General features: G+C 72.2%; 25 protein-coding genes. 18 read left to right on the top strand and 7 right to left on the bottom strand.

Features of this window, described 5'->3' with window-relative positions; translation table 11 throughout:
• Positions 1-50 precede the first annotated feature (50 nt).
• A complete protein-coding gene (locus tag AC1050_RS08090) occupies positions 51-698 on the top strand; it encodes a hypothetical protein (RefSeq protein WP_482386839.1) in 648 nt (215 codons plus the stop codon).
• Here AC1050_RS08090 and AC1050_RS08085 read toward each other — a convergent pair.
• Genes AC1050_RS08085 through AC1050_RS08075 form a run of 3 tightly spaced genes read right to left on the bottom strand, consistent with a single transcriptional unit; the run spans position 695 to position 2,935 of the window.
• Entirely contained in the window at positions 695-1,240 is a 546-nt protein-coding gene (locus AC1050_RS08085) for an SMI1/KNR4 family protein (protein WP_482386838.1), read from the bottom strand. The two genes, AC1050_RS08090 and AC1050_RS08085, sit on opposite strands and share 4 nt — an antisense overlap.
• Positions 1,237-2,670 carry a putative T7SS-secreted protein gene (locus AC1050_RS08080; protein ID WP_482386837.1) on the bottom strand — a complete coding sequence of 478 codons (1,434 nt, stop codon included), beginning with the start codon at positions 2,668-2,670 and terminating at the stop codon, positions 1,237-1,239. Before AC1050_RS08080 ends, AC1050_RS08085 begins: the two co-directional genes overlap by 4 nt.
• Entirely contained in the window at positions 2,612-2,935 is a 324-nt protein-coding gene (locus AC1050_RS08075; protein ID WP_482386836.1) for a hypothetical protein, read from the bottom strand. The genes AC1050_RS08080 and AC1050_RS08075 overlap by 59 nt, the downstream gene beginning before the upstream one ends.
• Positions 2,936-3,353: 418 nt before the next feature.
• Between AC1050_RS08075 and AC1050_RS08070 the strand changes: the two genes are divergently transcribed.
• From AC1050_RS08070 to AC1050_RS08010, 13 genes are all read left to right on the top strand, one after another.
• Positions 3,354-3,893, top strand: a complete 540-nt coding sequence (locus AC1050_RS08070; RefSeq protein WP_482386835.1) for a hypothetical protein — start codon at positions 3,354-3,356, stop codon at positions 3,891-3,893.
• Complete coding sequence (locus AC1050_RS08065; protein ID WP_482386834.1) at positions 3,890-4,192, top strand: hypothetical protein; 303 nt, start codon at positions 3,890-3,892, stop codon at positions 4,190-4,192. The genes AC1050_RS08070 and AC1050_RS08065 overlap by 4 nt, the downstream gene beginning before the upstream one ends.
• Positions 4,189-5,961 (top strand): alpha/beta hydrolase, encoded by a 1,773-nt coding sequence (locus AC1050_RS08060; protein WP_482386833.1) that lies wholly within the window; start codon positions 4,189-4,191, stop codon positions 5,959-5,961. Before AC1050_RS08065 ends, AC1050_RS08060 begins: the two co-directional genes overlap by 4 nt.
• Positions 5,958-6,440 carry a hypothetical protein gene (locus AC1050_RS08055; protein WP_482386832.1) on the top strand — a complete coding sequence of 161 codons (483 nt, stop codon included), beginning with the start codon at positions 5,958-5,960 and terminating at the stop codon, positions 6,438-6,440. The genes AC1050_RS08060 and AC1050_RS08055 overlap by 4 nt, the downstream gene beginning before the upstream one ends.
• 228 nt (positions 6,441-6,668) lie before the next feature.
• Complete coding sequence (locus AC1050_RS08050) at positions 6,669-7,046, top strand: hypothetical protein (RefSeq protein ID WP_482386831.1); 378 nt, start codon at positions 6,669-6,671, stop codon at positions 7,044-7,046.
• A complete protein-coding gene (locus tag AC1050_RS08045) occupies positions 7,043-8,413 on the top strand; it encodes a WXG100 family type VII secretion target (RefSeq protein ID WP_482386830.1) in 1,371 nt (456 codons plus the stop codon). The genes AC1050_RS08050 and AC1050_RS08045 overlap by 4 nt, the downstream gene beginning before the upstream one ends.
• Entirely contained in the window at positions 8,410-8,997 is a 588-nt protein-coding gene (locus AC1050_RS08040; RefSeq protein WP_482386829.1) for a hypothetical protein, read from the top strand. The genes AC1050_RS08045 and AC1050_RS08040 overlap by 4 nt, the downstream gene beginning before the upstream one ends.
• Positions 8,984-9,373 carry an SseB family protein gene (locus tag AC1050_RS08035; RefSeq protein WP_482386828.1) on the top strand — a complete coding sequence of 130 codons (390 nt, stop codon included), beginning with the start codon at positions 8,984-8,986 and terminating at the stop codon, positions 9,371-9,373. Before AC1050_RS08040 ends, AC1050_RS08035 begins: the two co-directional genes overlap by 14 nt.
• A gap of 198 nt (positions 9,374-9,571) precedes the next feature.
• Positions 9,572-10,063, top strand: coding sequence for a hypothetical protein (locus tag AC1050_RS08030; protein ID WP_482386827.1), 492 nt, complete (start codon positions 9,572-9,574; stop codon positions 10,061-10,063).
• 421 nt (positions 10,064-10,484) lie between these two features.
• On the top strand, positions 10,485-10,706 hold the full coding sequence (locus AC1050_RS08025; protein WP_482386826.1) for a hypothetical protein: 222 nt from the start codon (positions 10,485-10,487) through the stop codon (positions 10,704-10,706).
• 175 nt (positions 10,707-10,881) lie between these two features.
• The gene (locus tag AC1050_RS08020) at positions 10,882-11,349 is read left to right on the top strand and encodes a hypothetical protein (protein WP_482386825.1); all 468 of its coding nucleotides are present in this window, start codon (positions 10,882-10,884) and stop codon (positions 11,347-11,349) included.
• On the top strand, positions 11,346-11,681 hold the full coding sequence (locus AC1050_RS08015; RefSeq protein WP_482386824.1) for a transcriptional regulator: 336 nt from the start codon (positions 11,346-11,348) through the stop codon (positions 11,679-11,681). The genes AC1050_RS08020 and AC1050_RS08015 overlap by 4 nt, the downstream gene beginning before the upstream one ends.
• Positions 11,682-11,918: 237 nt before the next feature.
• Positions 11,919-12,203: a hypothetical protein gene (locus tag AC1050_RS08010; protein WP_482386823.1), complete on the top strand. Its 285-nt coding sequence runs from the start codon at positions 11,919-11,921 to the stop codon at positions 12,201-12,203.
• Between the two features lie 41 nt (positions 12,204-12,244).
• Here the strand turns inward: AC1050_RS08010 and AC1050_RS08005 are convergent, their stop codons facing one another.
• Entirely contained in the window at positions 12,245-12,382 is a 138-nt protein-coding gene (locus AC1050_RS08005) for a hypothetical protein (protein ID WP_482386822.1), read from the bottom strand.
• 200 nt (positions 12,383-12,582) lie between these two features.
• Between AC1050_RS08005 and AC1050_RS08000 the strand changes: the two genes are divergently transcribed.
• Positions 12,583-13,137, top strand: a complete 555-nt coding sequence (locus tag AC1050_RS08000; protein WP_482386821.1) for a hypothetical protein — start codon at positions 12,583-12,585, stop codon at positions 13,135-13,137.
• Positions 13,134-14,033, top strand: a complete 900-nt coding sequence (locus tag AC1050_RS07995) for a hypothetical protein (RefSeq protein WP_482386820.1) — start codon at positions 13,134-13,136, stop codon at positions 14,031-14,033. The genes AC1050_RS08000 and AC1050_RS07995 overlap by 4 nt, the downstream gene beginning before the upstream one ends.
• Positions 14,034-14,037: 4 nt before the next feature.
• Here the strand turns inward: AC1050_RS07995 and AC1050_RS07990 are convergent, their stop codons facing one another.
• Positions 14,038-14,355 carry a hypothetical protein gene (locus AC1050_RS07990; RefSeq protein WP_482386819.1) on the bottom strand — a complete coding sequence of 106 codons (318 nt, stop codon included), beginning with the start codon at positions 14,353-14,355 and terminating at the stop codon, positions 14,038-14,040.
• A gap of 146 nt (positions 14,356-14,501) precedes the next feature.
• The gene (locus AC1050_RS07985; protein WP_482386818.1) at positions 14,502-15,281 is read right to left on the bottom strand and encodes a class I SAM-dependent methyltransferase; all 780 of its coding nucleotides are present in this window, start codon (positions 15,279-15,281) and stop codon (positions 14,502-14,504) included.
• Between the two features lie 167 nt (positions 15,282-15,448).
• On the opposite strand from AC1050_RS07985, the gene AC1050_RS07980 reads away from it, so the two are divergent.
• Positions 15,449-15,916 (top strand): hypothetical protein, encoded by a 468-nt coding sequence (locus tag AC1050_RS07980; protein WP_482386817.1) that lies wholly within the window; start codon positions 15,449-15,451, stop codon positions 15,914-15,916.
• Positions 15,917-15,972: 56 nt separating this feature from the next.
• Here the strand turns inward: AC1050_RS07980 and AC1050_RS07975 are convergent, their stop codons facing one another.
• Positions 15,973-16,209: a hypothetical protein gene (locus tag AC1050_RS07975; protein ID WP_482386816.1), complete on the bottom strand. Its 237-nt coding sequence runs from the start codon at positions 16,207-16,209 to the stop codon at positions 15,973-15,975.
• Positions 16,210-16,502: 293 nt separating this feature from the next.
• On the opposite strand from AC1050_RS07975, the gene AC1050_RS07970 reads away from it, so the two are divergent.
• The gene (locus tag AC1050_RS07970) at positions 16,503-16,964 is read left to right on the top strand and encodes a hypothetical protein (RefSeq protein ID WP_482386815.1); all 462 of its coding nucleotides are present in this window, start codon (positions 16,503-16,505) and stop codon (positions 16,962-16,964) included.
• Positions 16,965-16,979 lie beyond the last annotated feature (15 nt).

Raw genomic sequence — 16,979 nt, 5'->3', positions numbered from 1 at the left:
AACGGCGGTGGTGAAACCGGAGCAACGGACGGACCTGGAGGAGCGCTGAAGTGCCCGAGAAGCTGATGTGGGTCGAGTGGGACGACGAAGCGCACCTGTCCCGGTCACGAACCAAGCCCGGGTCGTACAGCCCGCTCACCCGGGACGGCGACAAGAAGCTGGGTCATGCCACGCTCAGGGATCCGGAGCCTGGCGACGAACCGTTCGCGGCCTACACCCAGCCGGTCTACGAGCGCGCCGGCGACAGTCGCGAGCAGATCAGTGCTCAGGAGATCGCCGAGCTGGTGGAGATGTTGGTCCGCCTCGGCATCTTCATCTACGCGGAGGCGCCACGATTCAGAGCGTGGTGGCACGCCAGGATCAGTCCCCTGCTGGTCACAGCCCGCCTGCGACTGTCCTCCGTGCGTAAGCGTGCAGGAAAGAACACCCCGCAAGGAGCTGTGGAGCGCGATGGGTTGCGGTCGGTCCTCGAGCTCGAGGGTGTGCGCCCGGCCGTGAGCGCAGCCGAGGCCGGCGCGCGTCTGGCGGCCGCGCTCCATGCCGAGGCGATCACCGAAGAGCAGCTGCGGCTCCTCCGTGGCGTGCGCTTTTACGACCGCGACCCCGGTCTGCAGCCGGGAAAGGAGCCCAGGGGCGGGACCCTCCTCCAGATCGGAGCTGCCGTCCCCACGTCGGCCGAAGAGAGGGGACGGGCCTAGATCCGTCCTTCGCGCGCGTCCGCTGCGACTCGCGCAGCCAGCCGCTCGAGCATCGTGAGGCCTGCGAGCCAGTACTCGTAGACGTTGGGCCATTCCCCCAGCAGCTCGTCGGAGAGCCAGAACACCGGCTGTCCGCCGTCTGTCACCGACCCGGACCTGTCGATCACGAAGACCGCGTTGTCGGCGACGTGGATCGGGTAGACGTGCTCACGTGGCGGGAATCCAGCAGCAGGGCCGTCCTCGTAGTAACTCGCGAGCAGAGCATCCGCTCGCTTCCAGCGCGGCCCCGCGCCCAGGTCCGACGTGGCGAGAATGTCCCCGTACGCGAAGGCGTCCGCCCATCCGTTGCCTTCCCGCAGGACGGCTTCGTGCTGGGGATCGAGGTCGAAGCCGAGGCGTCCCCGCGCGTCAGCGAGATCAGCATCCGTCGCACGTACTCCCGGAAGCGTCTCGGGGAACATGGCGGGTGCGCTCTGGGAGATCGACAGCCGTCGCGCGAGCATTTCGCCGACCAGCACGCCCCACGAGAGGGTCTGGCTCATTGCGGGCTCCAATCCCAGCTTCCGCGGATGAGGGTGCCATCCGGAAGGCGTCCTTCGAAGATCGTGGGCGTGGCTCCCAGAGGGAACCCTCGGGCCTGCGCGCCGAACGACGAGTTTACCGACGAGTCCTGACGTTGCCAGAACGGCGGTTCCGGCTGGCCGGTCCACGTGGTGTCCGGGCCGTGTCCCGCCACTTGGTCGCCGTATGGATCACCGGCGCGCTCAGCGCGCAGGCGTTCCTGCCGTGCGGCGTAGTCGGCGGCGTCTCGGAGTTCTCCGGTCGTCGAGACGCGACCGTCCGGTGCGAGCTCGCCGCGCAGACGTGCGGCGTTGGCCAGATCGAGGTGCTCCGAGGCGTTGAGGAGCTGGTCAGGGTCCCACGTGCTCTTGAACTGGAACGACATCGGGCCGTCCCCGGGCGTGGGTGTCATGAGCTCGTCTGCGGTGTAGCCGGTGCGTCCGACGGTCACGCGCTCGACGGCGGTCAGGGAACCCTCGACGCGGTACCCGGCACGGGCTCCAGCGGCCACGCGCGCTGCGACGCCTGCTCCGCCGACGGCGGTGAGTGCGATATCGGGTGCGAGCTGCCCCCACCACCGTGCTGGGTCGTCCCGGCGGGTCTGCCCATCCGCCAGGATGTCGACTGCACCGATGGGGTCGTCCGTGATCAGTCGATACGTGCTGGTAGCCGAGTCCCAGACCGCGACAGCGCTCTTCGCGGCCCCGTCAGGATCGACGACGACGCGGATCAGGTTGAAGTCCCAGGCCATCGAGACGATGCCCGTCAGCCAGGACCAGACGCCGCTCGCGAATGACGATGCGTGCCACTTCCCGTCGGGAAGTCCTTCACTCATCTGCGCGAGGACCGAGGCTGTCGCTTCGCCGGCGGCGGCGACGACCGCGCGGGCGTCCGCGAGCACGGACTCCGCCAGCTGCTTCGTCGCGAGGCCTGGGTCAGAGCTGCTCGTGGTGGGCATCGCGTTGCCCACCACTCGGTCGCCGAGGACGAGTCGACCGGCTTGCCGCGCCGCCACCACGGACTGCTGCGTACCGCGGGCCCACAGCTCGGCAGCGTAGGAGGCGCGACCCTGACCCCAGGACAGCACGTCCGCGTAGGAGAGCAGAGCATCCGCTCCGTAACGGAACACCTGCCCAACGGCGCTAAGGCGAGCCGCGAGCTCGTCTCGCCTGCCGGTGTACCCGTCTGCTGCGTTGCCTTCCCACTGCGGGACGTTGCGGGAGCCGATCGAGATACCGATCGACTCGATCGACTCGGCTTGCCGAACGAGGTCACGGCATCGCGCTGGACAGTCGAGACAGACCCTGGGAGCAGCTCCTCCGGGTCCGAGGTCTGACCCAGTGATACCGAGATCACCCGAAGTTGCCCATCTCGCTGAACTGGTCGGCAGCAGACGTGTCCATGTAGTCATAGGCCTGCGCTGTCCCGCGCAGGCTCCTGCCGGCTTCGTCGGTGTCCTCGGCCAATTGCCGAAGCGCGTACGAGAAGCGGTCGGAGAACTGCCTCGCTGCGGTGTTCAACGAGCCGGAACCGTACGAGGACGAACCGGCCATGTGCACGTGGTGGCTCGCCGTCTCGATGTGGTCGGAATCGGCCAGCGTGGCGTTCCCAGCTCGACGGAGCTCGTCTGTGTCGACCAGCAGATGCGCTGGTGTGCCACCGTGCTCGTCGCTCACTGTTCCCCCTGCTGTCGTCCCGGGCGAAAGTAGCAGGCAACGCACCGCAATGATGGGAGACCACCGTGCGCGGCCCCCGGAAGAGTGAGAACCGTCTGGAGGTCAGGACCCACTAGGGAGTCGGCTCTCTGGGGTACGGCGGTCTGTCGCACCGCGGCAGCTGCGGGTCATCAGGGCCGTCGGCGTTCGTCGTGCTTTGACGATCACCGATCGTGACCACCCGCGTTCAGGCCCGGACAGTCCGCGCGTGATCGCGAACGCCCCGCCCGGGGCGCGGGATGACCGCAGATGACGCCGCCTGAGCGGTCGGCTTGCTGGCGCGGCCTCGACGACATGCAGCCCCCGACCTGCGGGGAGGCCGCCGCATGCACGGCGCCCGTCTCGTGCCGCGACGCCCGAGTCCCCCTAGAGTGACGCCGTGACCGACCCGCAGGACGCCCTCGCGCAGGCCCCGCTGCTGCGCGTGGTCCACGAGCGCCACCCGGATGTCGACGTCGTCGTCCTGCCGCCCGAGGCGCCGGCGCCCGAGCCCGCCGACGCGCCGGTCCCCGTGACCGACGCCGCGCTGGACGCGGAGCGCTCCCGGGTGGAAGCCGTCGTCGCCGAGCTGCTCGCGGCGGCAGGCGCTGACCGCGCCTACGCGGCACCGCGCACCACCTGGCGCAGCGCACCGGCGTCGCACGTGGCCCCCGTGGTCGAGGCGCGGCTGCCGATCGACGGCCCCGAGGCCGGCATCGCCGTCGGCCAGGCCGTCTCGGCCCGGCTGCGCGCCGACGGCTGGGACGGCCGCCTCGAGCGCACCGGGGCGACCCCGCTGCTGCTCGCCGCGCTCGACGACCGTTCGGTACGCGTCGCGTGGCTCGACGACGCCGTCCTGGTGACGGTGCGCGGCCGGGACCTCCCCGTCGCGACCGCGACCGCCCGCGCGCTGGTCTCCGGGACGGAGGACGACCGGTGAGCGACGAGATCCAGGTCGACCCGTACACCCTCGGGCTGTCCGCCGACGACTGGACCGACCAGGGGTCCCGGGTGCGCACCGCGCGGGACCGCGTCGCCGATGCCTCCACCTCCGGCTTCACCTCGGCCGTGTCCGGTGCGGCCGCGACGTGGACGTCCGCGTGGGGCACCGTCCTCGGCGACGTCGCCGACCGCGCCGAGGAGATCGGGACCCAGCTCCGCGACGCCCAGCAGGCGTACGCCGTCACCGACATCGCAGCCCAGGAGACCTTCCAGAGCTGGCTCGGAGGTACTCCGTGACCACCGTGACCATCGACATCCCGGCCCCGGTCGACGCGATCCCGGCCGTGCAGGGCGACCCCGCCGTCGTGGCGGCGTTCGCCCAGGACCTGCTGGCCAGCGCGGTCAACCTGGACGACCTTGACTCGTTCGCGCTCGACTCCGCGACCCTCGACGGCTGGACCGGCGACGCCGCCACCGCGTACGGCCGGCACGTCCGAGCCGCCGGCGCCGACGCCCAGGCGATGGGCGTCGCGCTGCGGCAGGTCGCCCGCGCCGCCGACGACCACGCCGACGCGCTCACCGACCTGCTCCGGCGGCGGACCGACCTCGTCGAGGCCCGGTCGTCGTACCACGAGGCCCGCGAGGACCTGGACGCCGACATCCGGAACGCCGGCGAGGTCGACGACGCCGCGGTCGCCGAGCTGCAGGCCCGCGCGGCGTCGCTGGCAACCCGCCGCGACGGCGTGGTCGCCGACGTCGACGCCCTGGTGCGCGACCTCGGGACCGCCGAGCGCGCCATGCTCGACGCGTTCTCCGCCTACTCGACGCTCGCGCAGGCGCGCGCCGCCGTGTCCGGGCAGATCGACCTCGCCGACGACGCCCTCGGTCGTCCGGGGTCCCCCTCGCAGGGCGGCACCCCGGAGCAGGTCGCCGCGTGGTGGGCGTCGCTGACCGAGGAGGAGCAGTTCGCCGTCCTGGCGGCCCGCCCCGAGCTGATCGGCAACACCGACGGGATCCCGGCGCTCGCCCGCGACCAGGCGAACCGCCTGCTGCTCGAGACCGACCTCGAGGCGATGGAGCTGCGCGAGCAGCGTGGCGAGCGGCTGTTCGAGGACTACCAGGCGCTCGACAACGCGCGCGCCGCGCAGGCCGCCCTGGACGAGGGTGCGCAGAGGGTCGACCCCGTCACCGGCGAGCCGCTGGTGCCGCTGCTGCACCTGTACGACGCGACCGCGTTCGGCGGCGACGGGAAGGTCGCCATCGCGTTCGGCGACCCCGACACCGCCGACCACGTGTCCGTGATGGTCCCCGGCCTGACGAGCCGCGGCACCGAGGCCGGCGGGAACGCCGACGCGGCCTACAACATCTACGAGTCCGCGCGGCTCTCGGACCCGTACTCGACCGCCTCCTCGATCATGTGGATCGGCTACGACGCCCCCAGCGACTGGGACTCCGCCACCGTGGCCACCGAGGGTCGTGCCGAGGAGGGCGGCGAGCTCCTGTCCCGCTACATCAACGGCCTGCGCGCGTCCCGTGAGGGCGAGCCTGCGCACCTGACCGTGATCGGCCACAGCTACGGCTCCACTACCACCGCGCACGGCGCGACCGACCACGGCCTCGCCGCCGACGACATCGTGCTCGTCGGCAGCCCAGGCGCCGGCGGCGGCGTCGAGCACGCCTCCGAGCTCGGCGTCGGCGCCGACCACGTCTGGGCGGGCAACAACAGCCGCGACCTGGTCGCCGCGCTCGCCGACGACGGGTGGGCCGGTGGCTGGATGCTGGGCGGCGCCGGCCTCGGCAACGACATCGTCGAGGACGACTTCGGCGCCAACCGGTTCCAGGCCGAGTCCACCACCCGTGCCGACTCGGTGCGCAACTTCGGCGACCACACCAAGTACTTCGACCCGGGCACCGAGTCCCTCTACAACATCGGGCAGATCGTCGTCGGCGACTACGACCAGGTCCTCGGCGCCGAGCACTCGTACGACCCCTGGTACGACGGCCCGGTGGACCCCGAGGCGACCCGCGACCCGAGCTCGTTCGACGGCAGGAGGCCGGAGTGGTGAACCGTCGAGTGCGTGCGGCCGCGGTGGTCGTCGTGCTGTCCGCGCTCGCCCTGTCCGGGTGCGGGCAGGGCGGGGCCAGCTCCGACGACCTGGACGCCAGCCGCGACGAGGTGCTCGACGCCGCCCGGCAGGTGCTGCCCGGCGTCGTCGACGCCCTCGGCGCGCAGGTCCAGGACGCCTACGGCGAGTTCGAGATGGGCGGCGACGGCATCGTCGACCGCCGGCGCTACACCGTCACCGTGATCGCCACCGGCGCGCAGGCCGACACCGACGACCTCGTCGCGGCCCTCGAGGACGCCGGCGTCACCGACGTCGAGGTGAACCCGATCGGCGGGGCCTCCGGGCAGCGCGACGGCCTTGACGTCGGCGGCTCCGACCCCGGCGGCCGCGACATGAGCGTGAGCGTCAGCGGGCCGTACCTCGAGGTCGGGGACAGCGTGCCGCGGGAGGCGGCCCGCGAGGACGTCGACCTGAGCTGAGCGCGGGTGGCGCCGGACCGGGGTCTACTTCCTGACCTGCTCGGGCGCCTGTCGAGGGCAGCAACCCGACCCGGACGTGGCGGACCACCTGGCGACGGTGGCGGTGATGCAGGGGACGTGAGAGACAACGTGGGGGCGGGAGTGCCGATGCCTCACGGGTGACGGATGGCCCACCTGTGCAGGTCAACGCCCCGTAGGATCCCATCGGGTTCAGCGGAAGGGGCAGCGATGAGCGGCAACATGGCGTTCGGTGGTGGGTCCTCCGGCGCGGATTCGTCCGGAGACGTCCTGTCAGCCGGCGGGTACACGGTGAACATCGACTCTCTCCGCACCACGGCCAACGTCGTGCTGGGCCTAGCTGACCGCGTCGACTCCGTCGGAGAGCACCGCGCGATGGCGGCGGCCCAGGAGTACGGGTACGTGCTGCCTGCCGCTGCGACCGGCTGGGCCGATCGGTTCTCGCATCTGCTCGACGGTCTCGCCGACGAGGTCGAGCACGCAGGGCACCAGCTGCGCGGGACGGCAGACGCCTACACCGAGGTTGACGTCGCCGCGGAGGCGCGCGCACGTCGGCTCGGCACCAGCCTCGGCGGAGCCGAGTGGTGAGTGCGGCAGCTCTCGGCGCCACCCTCGCCACCTGCTCGGACCCGCAGGTTCTGGTCCCCGGCTCGATCAGCGCGCTCCGCGGGGACGCCGACCAGCTGGGTCAGCAGTCGCGAGCGCTTGCTCAGCAGGCCAGTGAGCTGAGGGAGGCGCACCCCGCGACGTGGACCGGTACGGCAGCTGACGGCTGGGCGGCTCGCCGCGAGCAGTTCGCCCAGACGCTCGAGACGGTGTCGCAGATCCACGCCACGGCGGCTTCGGCGCTCCTGCTGCACGCCGGCACGCTCGAATGGGGGCAGGCGAGGGCGGACGTCGCCGTGCGCCTGTACGCACGGGGCTGCAGCCTGCGCGACGCCGAGCTCGGGCACTCTGGTGCCCTCCTGGCAGCCCGAGGAGGTGCCGCGGCCGATGCAGGGGCGGGGCACCGCGACTTGGCCGAGAGCGTCCTGGCGTCCGCCCGTGACCAGGTCGCCACGTCGGCGCGGGCGGCGGCAGCGATGCTCGACGAGTTGTCCAGGGGACTGCCCGATGGCCGGTGGCACCTCGGCGACTTCGCGCAGGGGATGTGGTCGTGGGTTACCGGCATCACCGACGTGCTCTGGAAGTTCAACTCCATCCGCGGGTTGGTAGACACCGAGGGCATGGTGCGCGACGGAGCGGTGATGCTGGAAGACGGCATCGAGACCTATGCGTCGTTGGTAGACGATCCCCTCGGGACGGCGGAGCAGCTCGCCCAGCTCGATCTCCTCCGGGACCGTCCGGCCGAGTGGTGGGGCCAGCTAGCCCCGGACATCGCGCTGACCGTTGCGGGTGGTGCGGTCGCAGGGTCGCGAGCACTACGCGGATTCTCGATGCGGCTGAGCGTTCCGGAACCCACATATCGCCCGATCGGGCCCGACTGGGGGGCGTCGTTCTTCGACAGAGAGATCCTGAGGTTCTACACAGGGGATGGTTCGACACTGGGCAGCGGGAAGGGCGCCTTCTTCCACATGACAGCGGAAGACGCGATGCGGCTGGAGACGCCCAACGAAGTCCTGGTCCACACCGGATACGCGCCGAGCATCGAGCGCGCGGTGCTGACGAGTCCTGGACCCGAGGGGCCCGAGATCTACGGCATCGCGTTCCCCCGGGACGACATGTCCCCGCGCGTCCCCACGGCCGCCGACGCGGGCGGGCACCCGCACTTCCTCGAAGGAGGCCACACCGCGGTCAAGTACGACGACCTACCGGGTGAACCCGGGACTAGCGGGTTCGTCGTGAACTCGACGAGGGAGTACGTGCTCGACGGGGCGCCACTGGTCCCCCGGGACAGCGTGGTGTTCCAGCTCGGGCCGGAAGGGTCGTGGTTACCGCTGCGGAGGTTCCCATGACGGAGGAGGCTCCGTGCGCCGTCTGCCTCAGGACCGCGCGCGAGGGAAGGCACGAGCCCTTCCTCGTCGACGACGTCCCCACGTGGACGAGGATGTGGCGCTGCTCCCGGTGCGGGACGTTGTGGATCGAGGGCGACCGGATCGCGGCTCCGGTCGGAGAGTCCGATGCGGACGCGCAGGCGCCGGGCTGGCGGGAGCGTGCGCACTGGCTCGCGAGCACGACGGCGCGCGTTCTGCTCCAGCAGTATCGAGCGGGACTTCTGGGGGACGAGCTATTCGGACTGGCGATCATGCATCACGACCTCCTGGGTACGGACACAGACGCGTCACATCCGAGCGCCGTGGTCCTCTACAGCGACGCTGACGCAGCCGTCGCCGATGGTCGTGATCCCGCGACGCTCTCGTGGGGCTCGGTGGCGCGCCGCCTGAGATGGACCAGTGGACGGCGCCGAGTCCTGATCGATCCTGCCTCCCCGTGGTGGTGCGACCTCGGCCCCTACGTCGTGGAGTACCTGGACGTGAACGGTCGTCGCACGGAAACCGAGTCGGACAGGAAGAGGGACGCTGCACATGACGCAGGGTGACGAGGTGCCCGGGACCGACCTCGAGCAGCTGATCGCGCGAGCCATGACCGGCGAATCTCTGGACGTCATCGAGGCGCTGCTCCGTACTCCGATCGTCGTCCCCAGCGGCGGTGACATCGGCCCGAACTTCGAGGGCTTCGTCCCCGTCTTGTACGACCGAGACGGCACACCCATGCTCGCCGTGTTCACGTCGCTGGAGCTGGCCAAGCACGTCACACACCTCGCGAAGTACGCGATCACCATGACGGGACGCGACCTGGTGCTCCGCATGCCGCGCGGGCACGGCATTGTCGTGAACCCTGGTCACAACGTCGGCCTCGAGCTTCTCCCTGACGCCGTCGGGACGGTTCTGGACCGGCTGCGGCAGGGTGCGTGACCAGCCCTGGGTGAGTCCGGGCACGACCCGGCTCACCGGGGTCGCCCGCGCCTCCGGAGATCTTCACCGAGCCAGTCGTCGAACCGGCAACGGACCTGCACAATCTCGTGACGGCCGGCTTCCCACCGCCATCCGCGTTGCTGAACGGTCACCGGCGAGCGCCCGTACGGATCGCGCCCGCGGTGCCATCATCGCGACATGACCGTTCGGTGGTGGCGTGTACTCGCCGTCTGGCCGCTGGCCTTCGCGCTATCGGTGGCCGGCACCGTGCTCGGTACCCTGGTGGCCGGGGCGGTGGAGACCGGTGACGTCGGCGTACCGGGGGAGACCTGGTACGTCGTGCTGTGGGTGGCGTTGCTCGCCGTCATGCCCGCTGTGGTGGTCGGCGCACCAGTGCTGGCGGTCGCGGCGGTAGGCCTGCGCGGGGTCGGGCTCAAATGGCAGGTGCTGGTTCTCGGTTGGGTCGCGGCATGGGTCGCCGCGGCGTGCACGACGTTCGTGCACAGTCCGTGGGGGCCTTTCCGGTGGGAGTCCGTCGACCCGACGGAGCCCTACCGCTGGGGGAACGTCGCGGTGCTGGCCGGGATCGCCGCGCTGGCATGGGGGATGGGTACCGGCGCGGCGTGGACCGTCGTGCGGCCGGTCCGCTCGGCGGGGGTCACGTACACGATCGCCCTTGGCCGGATGTGAGCCGAACCGGGCCGGCGAGGTGGGCGTCGACGAGCTGGTGAGCCGAGCGATCCGGACCGAGTGACGCGCTCCCGGTCCAAGCCGTCTGTCGTCGCGGGTCCCGGACTCCAGGTCGTCGCCACGGACTGCCACGGTCGTGCTCGAGGACGGCGAAGGGTGTTGACGACCACGTCCCACCCCGGCGTCGTCTCCACGCCGGCGGCGGCCACGACCGTCTCAGGCGTCGGCGTCACGCGAGACCGACGCGGCTGGCCCAGGGATGGCAGCGCCTTCGGCTCTGCTCGAGGTGGGTAGGCGGCGGAGCGGCGCGCCGCCGCGCCCGTCCGACAGGCCGAGACGAAGCTCGTCCACGCTTCGCACGGCTCGACGACGTGGTCGAGGACCGGATGGAAGGTGGGCGGATGGACCCACGCGACGTGAGATGGGCGGCGACGGCATCGTCGACCGCAGGCGCTACACCGTCACCGTGATCGCCACCGGTGCCCAGGCGGACACCGACGACCTCGTCGCGGCCCTCGAGGACGCCGGCGTCACTGACGTCCAGGTGAACCCGATCGGCGGGGCTTCCGGGCAGCGCGACGGCCTCGACGTCGGCGACGGCGTGCCGCGCGAGGCGGCACGCGAGGACGTCGACCTGGGCTGAGCGCGGGTGGCGCCGCAACCGGGTCGGCTTGCTGACCCTCTCCGCCCCCCCCCGCCGAGGCGGAACCCGGCTGCCTCCGACCTGGTCTGACAGGGCGGTGCTCGACCCGGGCGCGCTGACCGATCCATGGAATTGACACTTGCACAAGTGGAAAGCACTCCGTACGGTTGCCGCTATGGAAAGTTCTCCCGATCCGGCCGAGCGTGTCCGCGAGCTGCAGCGCGCCGAGGCGGCCCCGTACGTCGGGATGCCTCCGGCGCCCTGGTGGGTGCCGCCGTTCTTCGGCGCGTGGTTCGCCGCGTACGTCGCGGCGTTCGCGTTCTGGCGTGAGAGCCAGCTGGCGTTCATCGTCGTGATGATCGTGCTCTCTGCGGGCGTCGGTGGCCTGCTGGGGTGGCTGACCCGGAGGTACGGCGCGCTGCCGATGCCCGGTCGCGGCACACCGCCGTCCGAGATCCGGCGGGAGTACCGGCACTACGCCGTGGGTGCGGTGGTGATCGTCGGGCTGGTCGCGTGCGTGTGGTGGTGGGCCGGCGTCGGGGCCGCCTCGGCAACCGCGTTCGTCCTGGTGACGGCCGGGCTGCGGCTGTACCAGGTGCGCTACGAGCGCGCGGCCGCCGTCGTGCGGAGGCGGCTGGCATGAGCCTGGGTGACATCGACCCGGTCATCCACGCACCCAAGCGGCTGATGGCGATGGCCGTGCTGGCGAACTCGGAGTACGCCACCTTCGCGTTCCTCAAGGAACAGCTCGGCGTGACGGATTCGGACCTGTCCAAGCAGATGTCTGCGCTGGAGTCGGCCGGCTACGTCAAGGTCACCAAGCGTGGGCGTGGGCCGGGCTCGGTCACGACGTACGCCATGACCCGTGACGGTGGACGCGCCTACCGGGGCCACCGGGCCGCCCTGTTCGCGATGCTCGCCGAGGAGTCGGCTCCAGGTGACGCGGGTTCCGGGGAGTCGGCGGACGCCCGGTAGGCACCGAGGCCTTGTCGGTGGTGGTGTGCACCGGTTGGTCGCAGGCGGCGCACTCGTCCTCCGCTGACGCGTGACGCTGCCGTTCGGTGCGGCGGAGCAGCGTTGGCGGGCCGACCGGAGGCCCATGCCCAGCTGATCGCTGCCGGATGGGCGCTGCTGACCGTGGCCGTCATCGTCGGCGGCTGTCCCTAGGAATGTCGCTGGACCCTGAGACCTGAGTCGTGGGAACGGAGTGCTGTGAAGTCCCTGCTGCGCAAGGCGTGGTTCTGGCCGGTGGTGACGTCGCCGTCGGCCGTGTTCGGCGTGGCCGCCCTGTCCGGTGCGCGGGCGCCGGGAGTGGTTTCGGGGCTCGGTCTGCTCGGGTGCTGGTTGCTGTCGTTCCCGCTCGGAAGGGCCGATGCGCGATCGGTCGACGACCCGAGCCCGAGGCGTCACCTGGCCGTCGCCGGGTGGGGCCTGCTCGCGGTCGCCGTGCTGCTCGGCTGCCTCTGGTGGGGCATGTCGCTGGATCCCGCGCGCTGACCTGCGGATCGGCCGAGGAGCGCTCCAGAGCCGCGCGCGGACTACTCGGTCGCGGCCGCGCGCTCCTCGGCGCTCTCCCGGGCGTGCGCCGACCCGGTGCGCTCGATGGTCAGGTTCCCGCACCCCACCAGCCCGAGTGCGACGACTCCCACCATGCCTGCGACGGCGATCCTGCGCATGACCCTGCTGCTCCTCGTTCGTCCAGTCCGACTCCGGGAGGAATCGTGCCAACGGCCGACGACCCTACGACTGGGTCGTAGGTCCTCGGCAAATCGAGCCGGACGTGCGGCGTCGCCAGGCTCGGCACGGGCCCGACGGGAAGCCGGCCCTGCGAGCACGGGGGAGGACGCTGGACCCCGACCGTCGACAGGGGGACACGATGGACGGCGCAGCGGCGGCCCGGCGAGTCGTGCCGGTCGCCGACATCGTCCGGACGGCCGTCGCCGTGGTGCTCGCGACGCTGACCACCCTGGTGGCGGCGGCGTGCGGCAGCGCGGGCGACGACCTGGGTGACGCGGAGGTCGACCCGGGCGTCTACCAGGTGCAGGTGAGCGAGGAGGACCTGCCCGCCCTGGAGGAGGCGTGCGACGACGAGCTCAGCGCGACCTGCGGCGGCGTGACGTACCTGCGGGTCCAGCCCTGCAGCCCGCAGGAGCGGTGCGTCCCGATCACCGTCGACGTGCGCAACGGTGTCGACGCCGTGCTGACCGCCACACCGACCGCCGACGACCCGACGCTGTGCGAGCGGGCACCGACGTTGTGCGCGGGCGTCACGCTGCGCGCCGCCGACGTGGCGGCGACGCTCGCGGATGCGGAGCCGGAAGTCACGGAGCCCGCGGGAACGACGTCGCCGCCCGAGCAGACCACCGCTCCGCCGCCCACCGCCCCGCCGGCCACCGAGGAGCCGACGGTCGAGCCGACCCCGGCCCCATGACCGGCACGTCGAGCACGGAACCAGCTCGCACGCGCCGCTCGCTCACGAGCCTGCTGCCGCTGCTCCTGCCGACACCGGTCCTCGCGGCGCTGTTCCTGTTCTTCGGCTACGTCAGCGCGCAGGCGTTCTACGAGTACTTCGGCGTCGCGATCAGCGCGCTGGACCAGTCGAGCACCACCTTCACGCTCCGGGCGGCCAACAGCCTGCCCCGGTACGCGCGCGGCCTCATCGTGCTCCCGGTCGTGCTGGTCGTGGTCCTGGTCGGGCACCACCTGGTGGCGCGCGCGCTCAGCGGTGCGCCGGCGGAGCGCGCCAAGCGGTCGGCGCTGGCCACCGTCGTGGGCGGGGTGGCCGCGCTGCTGGTCGGGCTGGCGATGCTGCCGCTCGCGTCCGTGCGGGACCTGGTCGTGCCCGTCGTGCTGGCGCTCGGTGCGCTGGCGGTCGAGTACGGCCTGTGGATGGGCATGACGTCCGGCACGCTGCCGCCGCGGACGGCGGAGCTCGTGGGGTCGACGACGCTGCTGCGCCAGGGCCTCGTCGCGGCGTTCGTGACGCTCGCACTGCTCTGGGTCGTCACCGTCCAGGCGTACGCCAGCGGCACCGCGCAGGCACGGCGGGTCGAGCAGACGCTGGCCGCCCAGCCGACCGTCGTCGTCTACAGCGAGGGCGACCTGCGGCTGGCGGGACCGGGTGTCACGGTGTCCGACCTCGGGGAGGTGCCGGGGTCGTACCGGTACGCCTACGACGGGCTGCGTCCGCTCGTGCACGCCAACGGGGCGTGGTTCCTGCTGCCGGCCGGGTGGACGCGCTCGGGGGACGCGCGGGTGCTGGTGCTCCCCGACGACGCCGGTGTGCGCGTCGAGCTGGCGCCGTTCCGGCTCCCGCCCGAGGGCTGACGGCTCAGCGGCGCGCAGCGCGCCGCGCGCCGAACGGCCCGCCGAACACGATCGAGATCCCGAGCACGAACCCGACGTCGTACCAGTTGCCGTTGTTGAACACCTCGTACGGCGTCACGGTGTCGGTGAACAGCGAGACGATCCACGTGATCGGCAGGATCATCCCGTGCCACAGCCCGAGCCAGAACCCGGCGGGGTCGGCCGATCCGGGGACCGGCATCCCGACCGCCGGATTCGCCCCGGCCGCGCACCCGGCGAGCAGCAGCGCCGCGGCGGCCACGCCGAGGACGGCGAGCGTCGTGGTCCTGCTGCGCGATCCCATGCCGGTCATCGTGGCACTGCCCCCTCGTGGTGAACCAGCAGCGGCACCGAAGCGCCGCCGGGATAGCGCCCGGTTCCGCCGCGAGGACTCGTGTTGGCCAGCAAGTCCGCTACTTACAGTTCCGGGACAACTGTGAGGAAGCCCCATCAGCACACATCGGCTCGTGCGGTGCGCACCCCGGGACGTCGGGCCTCGACGAGGTGCCGCGTCGAGCGCGCCACGAGCGGCCGGCCGGCGCGCATCTCGGCGTCGAGCTCGCGGAGCACGCCCTCGTACCGGGCGACCGTGAAGTCGGGCACCCACCACACGCACTTCCGGAGGATCCAGACGACGGCGCCGACGTCGAGGAGCACCATCCGGCAGGTCGCGCGCCGCAGGTCCTCGACGACCAGCCCGGCTCGTTCGGCCGCAGCGGCCTCGTCGTCGGCGTCACGGGCGACGGGCCCCGGCACCGGTCCGACGAACCGCTCGATCAGCTCGAACGCCGAGCGCGGGCCGACGTGCTGCGCGAGGTAGGTCCCGCCGGGACGGAGCACCCGGTGGATCTCCGTCCAGTCCGGTGCGACGGGGTGCCGGGAGCTGACCAGTGTGAACGACGCGTCGGGCAGCGGCAGCCGCTCGCCCCCGGCCACCTCGACGACCTCGACGCCGCGCGGACCGAGGAGCTCCCGGGCCCGGCGGGCGTTGGGCGGCCACCCCTCGGTGACGACCATCCGGGGCGGGAGCGTGGGTGCCTCCGCGACGACCTCGCCGCCACCGGTGTCCAGGTCGAGCGCCGCGTCGACCTCACCGAGCCGCGCGGCCAGCAGCCGGGCGTAGCCCCAGGGCGGGCGCTCCTCGGTCGCGCGGCCGTCCAGCCAGCCGAACCCCCAGCCGCCGACGTCGGCGGCCTCCGCCTCGGCCACCAGCTCTTCGAACGATCGCACCACCGCATCCTCACAGCCGGTCGGGGCGGGGTTCCAGGCCTTTCCGGCGCTTCGTCGTAGGTGGCGGTCGAGGCGCCTGCGCACGAGCGGAAGTCGACGAACTCCCGCCGAGCCGCGCACATCCCCTACGGTGCGGGGCACGACAGATGGGGGGGAGGACCGAGGTGGTGGAGACGCGTCGACGTCGTCTCACGCGCACCGGCCCCCTGGGCTGGCTGCTCGGGAGCTACTGGGTCGGGATGAGCGCGATCTTCGTCGGGCTGTCCGCGGAGCAGCTGCCCGTCTGGTCCGCCGTCGTCGGGGCGCTCGGGATCGCGCTCGTGCTCCGGATGTCGGTCATGGGCGTGTACATGGACGCCGGGGAGCTGCGGTGCGTGTCCTGGCTGGTGACCCGGCGCGTGCCTCTGGACTGCGTGACGGCGGTACGGGTCGTGGGCTACTCGGGCTTCGGCAACGGGTTCAGCGACTCCCGGATGCTGTCGATGCTCGTCGTCGAGCGGGGGTCGGGTCGTGCGGTGGTGCTGCGGGGGACGTTCTCGCGACCGTCGACGGCGAAGCGGGCCGCGCGGTCGGTCGACGCCGAGGTCGTCCGCTTCCGAACGCGGGTCCCGTCAGGACGCCGGGCGGACTCGTGATGCCGTCCCGGCCGGGCACCGTCCACCCCCGCGGACGAGCGCCCGCCAGGACACCGTTATCGGCGGGGCTCGTCGTCGGTGACGATGTCGGCGACCGACCCCTTCTTCGCGAACGCCGCCCACACGGTGAACCCGATGATCGCGATGGCCGCGACGCACCAGAAGATGAAGAACGCGAGCGTCGCCCCGGTGGCGTCGGCGAACTGCGTCGCGGCGAACACGATCATCCCGATCCCCATGACGACGGTGAGGATCGCTCCGGGTTTGCTGGGCTTGTAGCGCATGGTGCTCATCCGGGACTCCTTCGGCGGAGGGGTTGCGGCGAGGTGGTGCGGTGCGCTGATCCTGGCGCAGGACGGGTGTCCGCGCACGTGGGGAAGGGTGTCCAGCTGCGGACGCTGCATGCGGTCGAGGCGGGCGGCGCGACCGTGATGCCGTCCGCAGAGCCCGGCGCCGCCACCGCGCGTGCGTCGTCCTAGCGGGTGCCGCCGGACGGGCGAGGGTCGTGACCCCCGCCCGTGCGGCGACCGCCCCGCTTGATACCGTGACGCGGCGTGTCCCGGGGTCGAGCAGGGGAGTTCCGAACGTGAGCAGCACCGCAGCACAGGGCGGGGTCGTCCTCGTCCGCGCGCTCGACCCGGCGGCCGGCGGCGCCGTCGTCGCCCGCCTGGACCGCACCGCGGGCGTGCTGGACCCCGAGCGCCGCACGCTCCGCACCAAGCCGGTGAGCCTGGACCGGAAGGTGCTCGTCGCGCTGACGTCCAGCAAGAAGCGGACCGGGCTGATGGCGGAGCGGGGCTGGAAGCGCGTGTTCCTCCCGCTGATCGAGGTGCACGGCGGCGCGGCCGTGGGCATCCCGGCGGACGTGGCGCGGGCGCTCGCGGACGAGCTCGAGGGCCGCGGGGCGCGGGAGACCACGGCGGTCATCGCGCCGCTGCGGGCGCACGCCGAGCACCTCGACGCGGGCGGTCCGGTGGCGTCGTCGCCGCTGGGGCGGTACATGGGACTGGGCGGCGGGGGCATCCTCAGCTCGCTCGGCGACTTCTGAACCCGCACGGCACGA

The organism is Cellulomonas sp. NEAU-ZC6 (genome assembly GCF_056844425.1).
Note: the sequence above shows the minus strand (reverse complement) of the source record. Positions and strands in the feature narration are given on the sequence as shown.

Excerpts from the sequence above, each read along its gene's own strand:
- AC1050_RS08085 (WP_482386838.1), bottom strand. The coding sequence starts at position 1,240 with ATGAGCCAGACCCTCTCGTGGGGCGTGCTGGTCGGCGAAATGCTCGCG.
- AC1050_RS08080 (WP_482386837.1), bottom strand. The coding sequence starts at position 2,670 with ATGACTACATGGACACGTCTGCTGCCGACCAGTTCAGCGAGATGGGCA.
- AC1050_RS08050 (WP_482386831.1), top strand. The coding sequence starts at position 6,669 with ATGAGCGGCAACATGGCGTTCGGTGGTGGGTCCTCCGGCGCGGATTCG.
- AC1050_RS08040 (WP_482386829.1), top strand. The coding sequence starts at position 8,410 with ATGACGGAGGAGGCTCCGTGCGCCGTCTGCCTCAGGACCGCGCGCGAG.
- AC1050_RS08035 (WP_482386828.1), top strand. The coding sequence starts at position 8,984 with ATGACGCAGGGTGACGAGGTGCCCGGGACCGACCTCGAGCAGCTGATC.
- AC1050_RS08030 (WP_482386827.1), top strand. The coding sequence starts at position 9,572 with ATGACCGTTCGGTGGTGGCGTGTACTCGCCGTCTGGCCGCTGGCCTTC.
- AC1050_RS08025 (WP_482386826.1), top strand. The coding sequence starts at position 10,485 with ATGGGCGGCGACGGCATCGTCGACCGCAGGCGCTACACCGTCACCGTG.
- AC1050_RS08020 (WP_482386825.1), top strand. The coding sequence starts at position 10,882 with ATGGAAAGTTCTCCCGATCCGGCCGAGCGTGTCCGCGAGCTGCAGCGC.
- AC1050_RS08015 (WP_482386824.1), top strand. The coding sequence starts at position 11,346 with ATGAGCCTGGGTGACATCGACCCGGTCATCCACGCACCCAAGCGGCTG.
- AC1050_RS08005 (WP_482386822.1), bottom strand. The coding sequence starts at position 12,382 with ATGCGCAGGATCGCCGTCGCAGGCATGGTGGGAGTCGTCGCACTCGGG.
- AC1050_RS08000 (WP_482386821.1), top strand. The coding sequence starts at position 12,583 with ATGGACGGCGCAGCGGCGGCCCGGCGAGTCGTGCCGGTCGCCGACATC.
- AC1050_RS07995 (WP_482386820.1), top strand. The coding sequence starts at position 13,134 with ATGACCGGCACGTCGAGCACGGAACCAGCTCGCACGCGCCGCTCGCTC.
- AC1050_RS07990 (WP_482386819.1), bottom strand. The coding sequence starts at position 14,355 with ATGGGATCGCGCAGCAGGACCACGACGCTCGCCGTCCTCGGCGTGGCC.
- AC1050_RS07975 (WP_482386816.1), bottom strand. The coding sequence starts at position 16,209 with ATGAGCACCATGCGCTACAAGCCCAGCAAACCCGGAGCGATCCTCACC.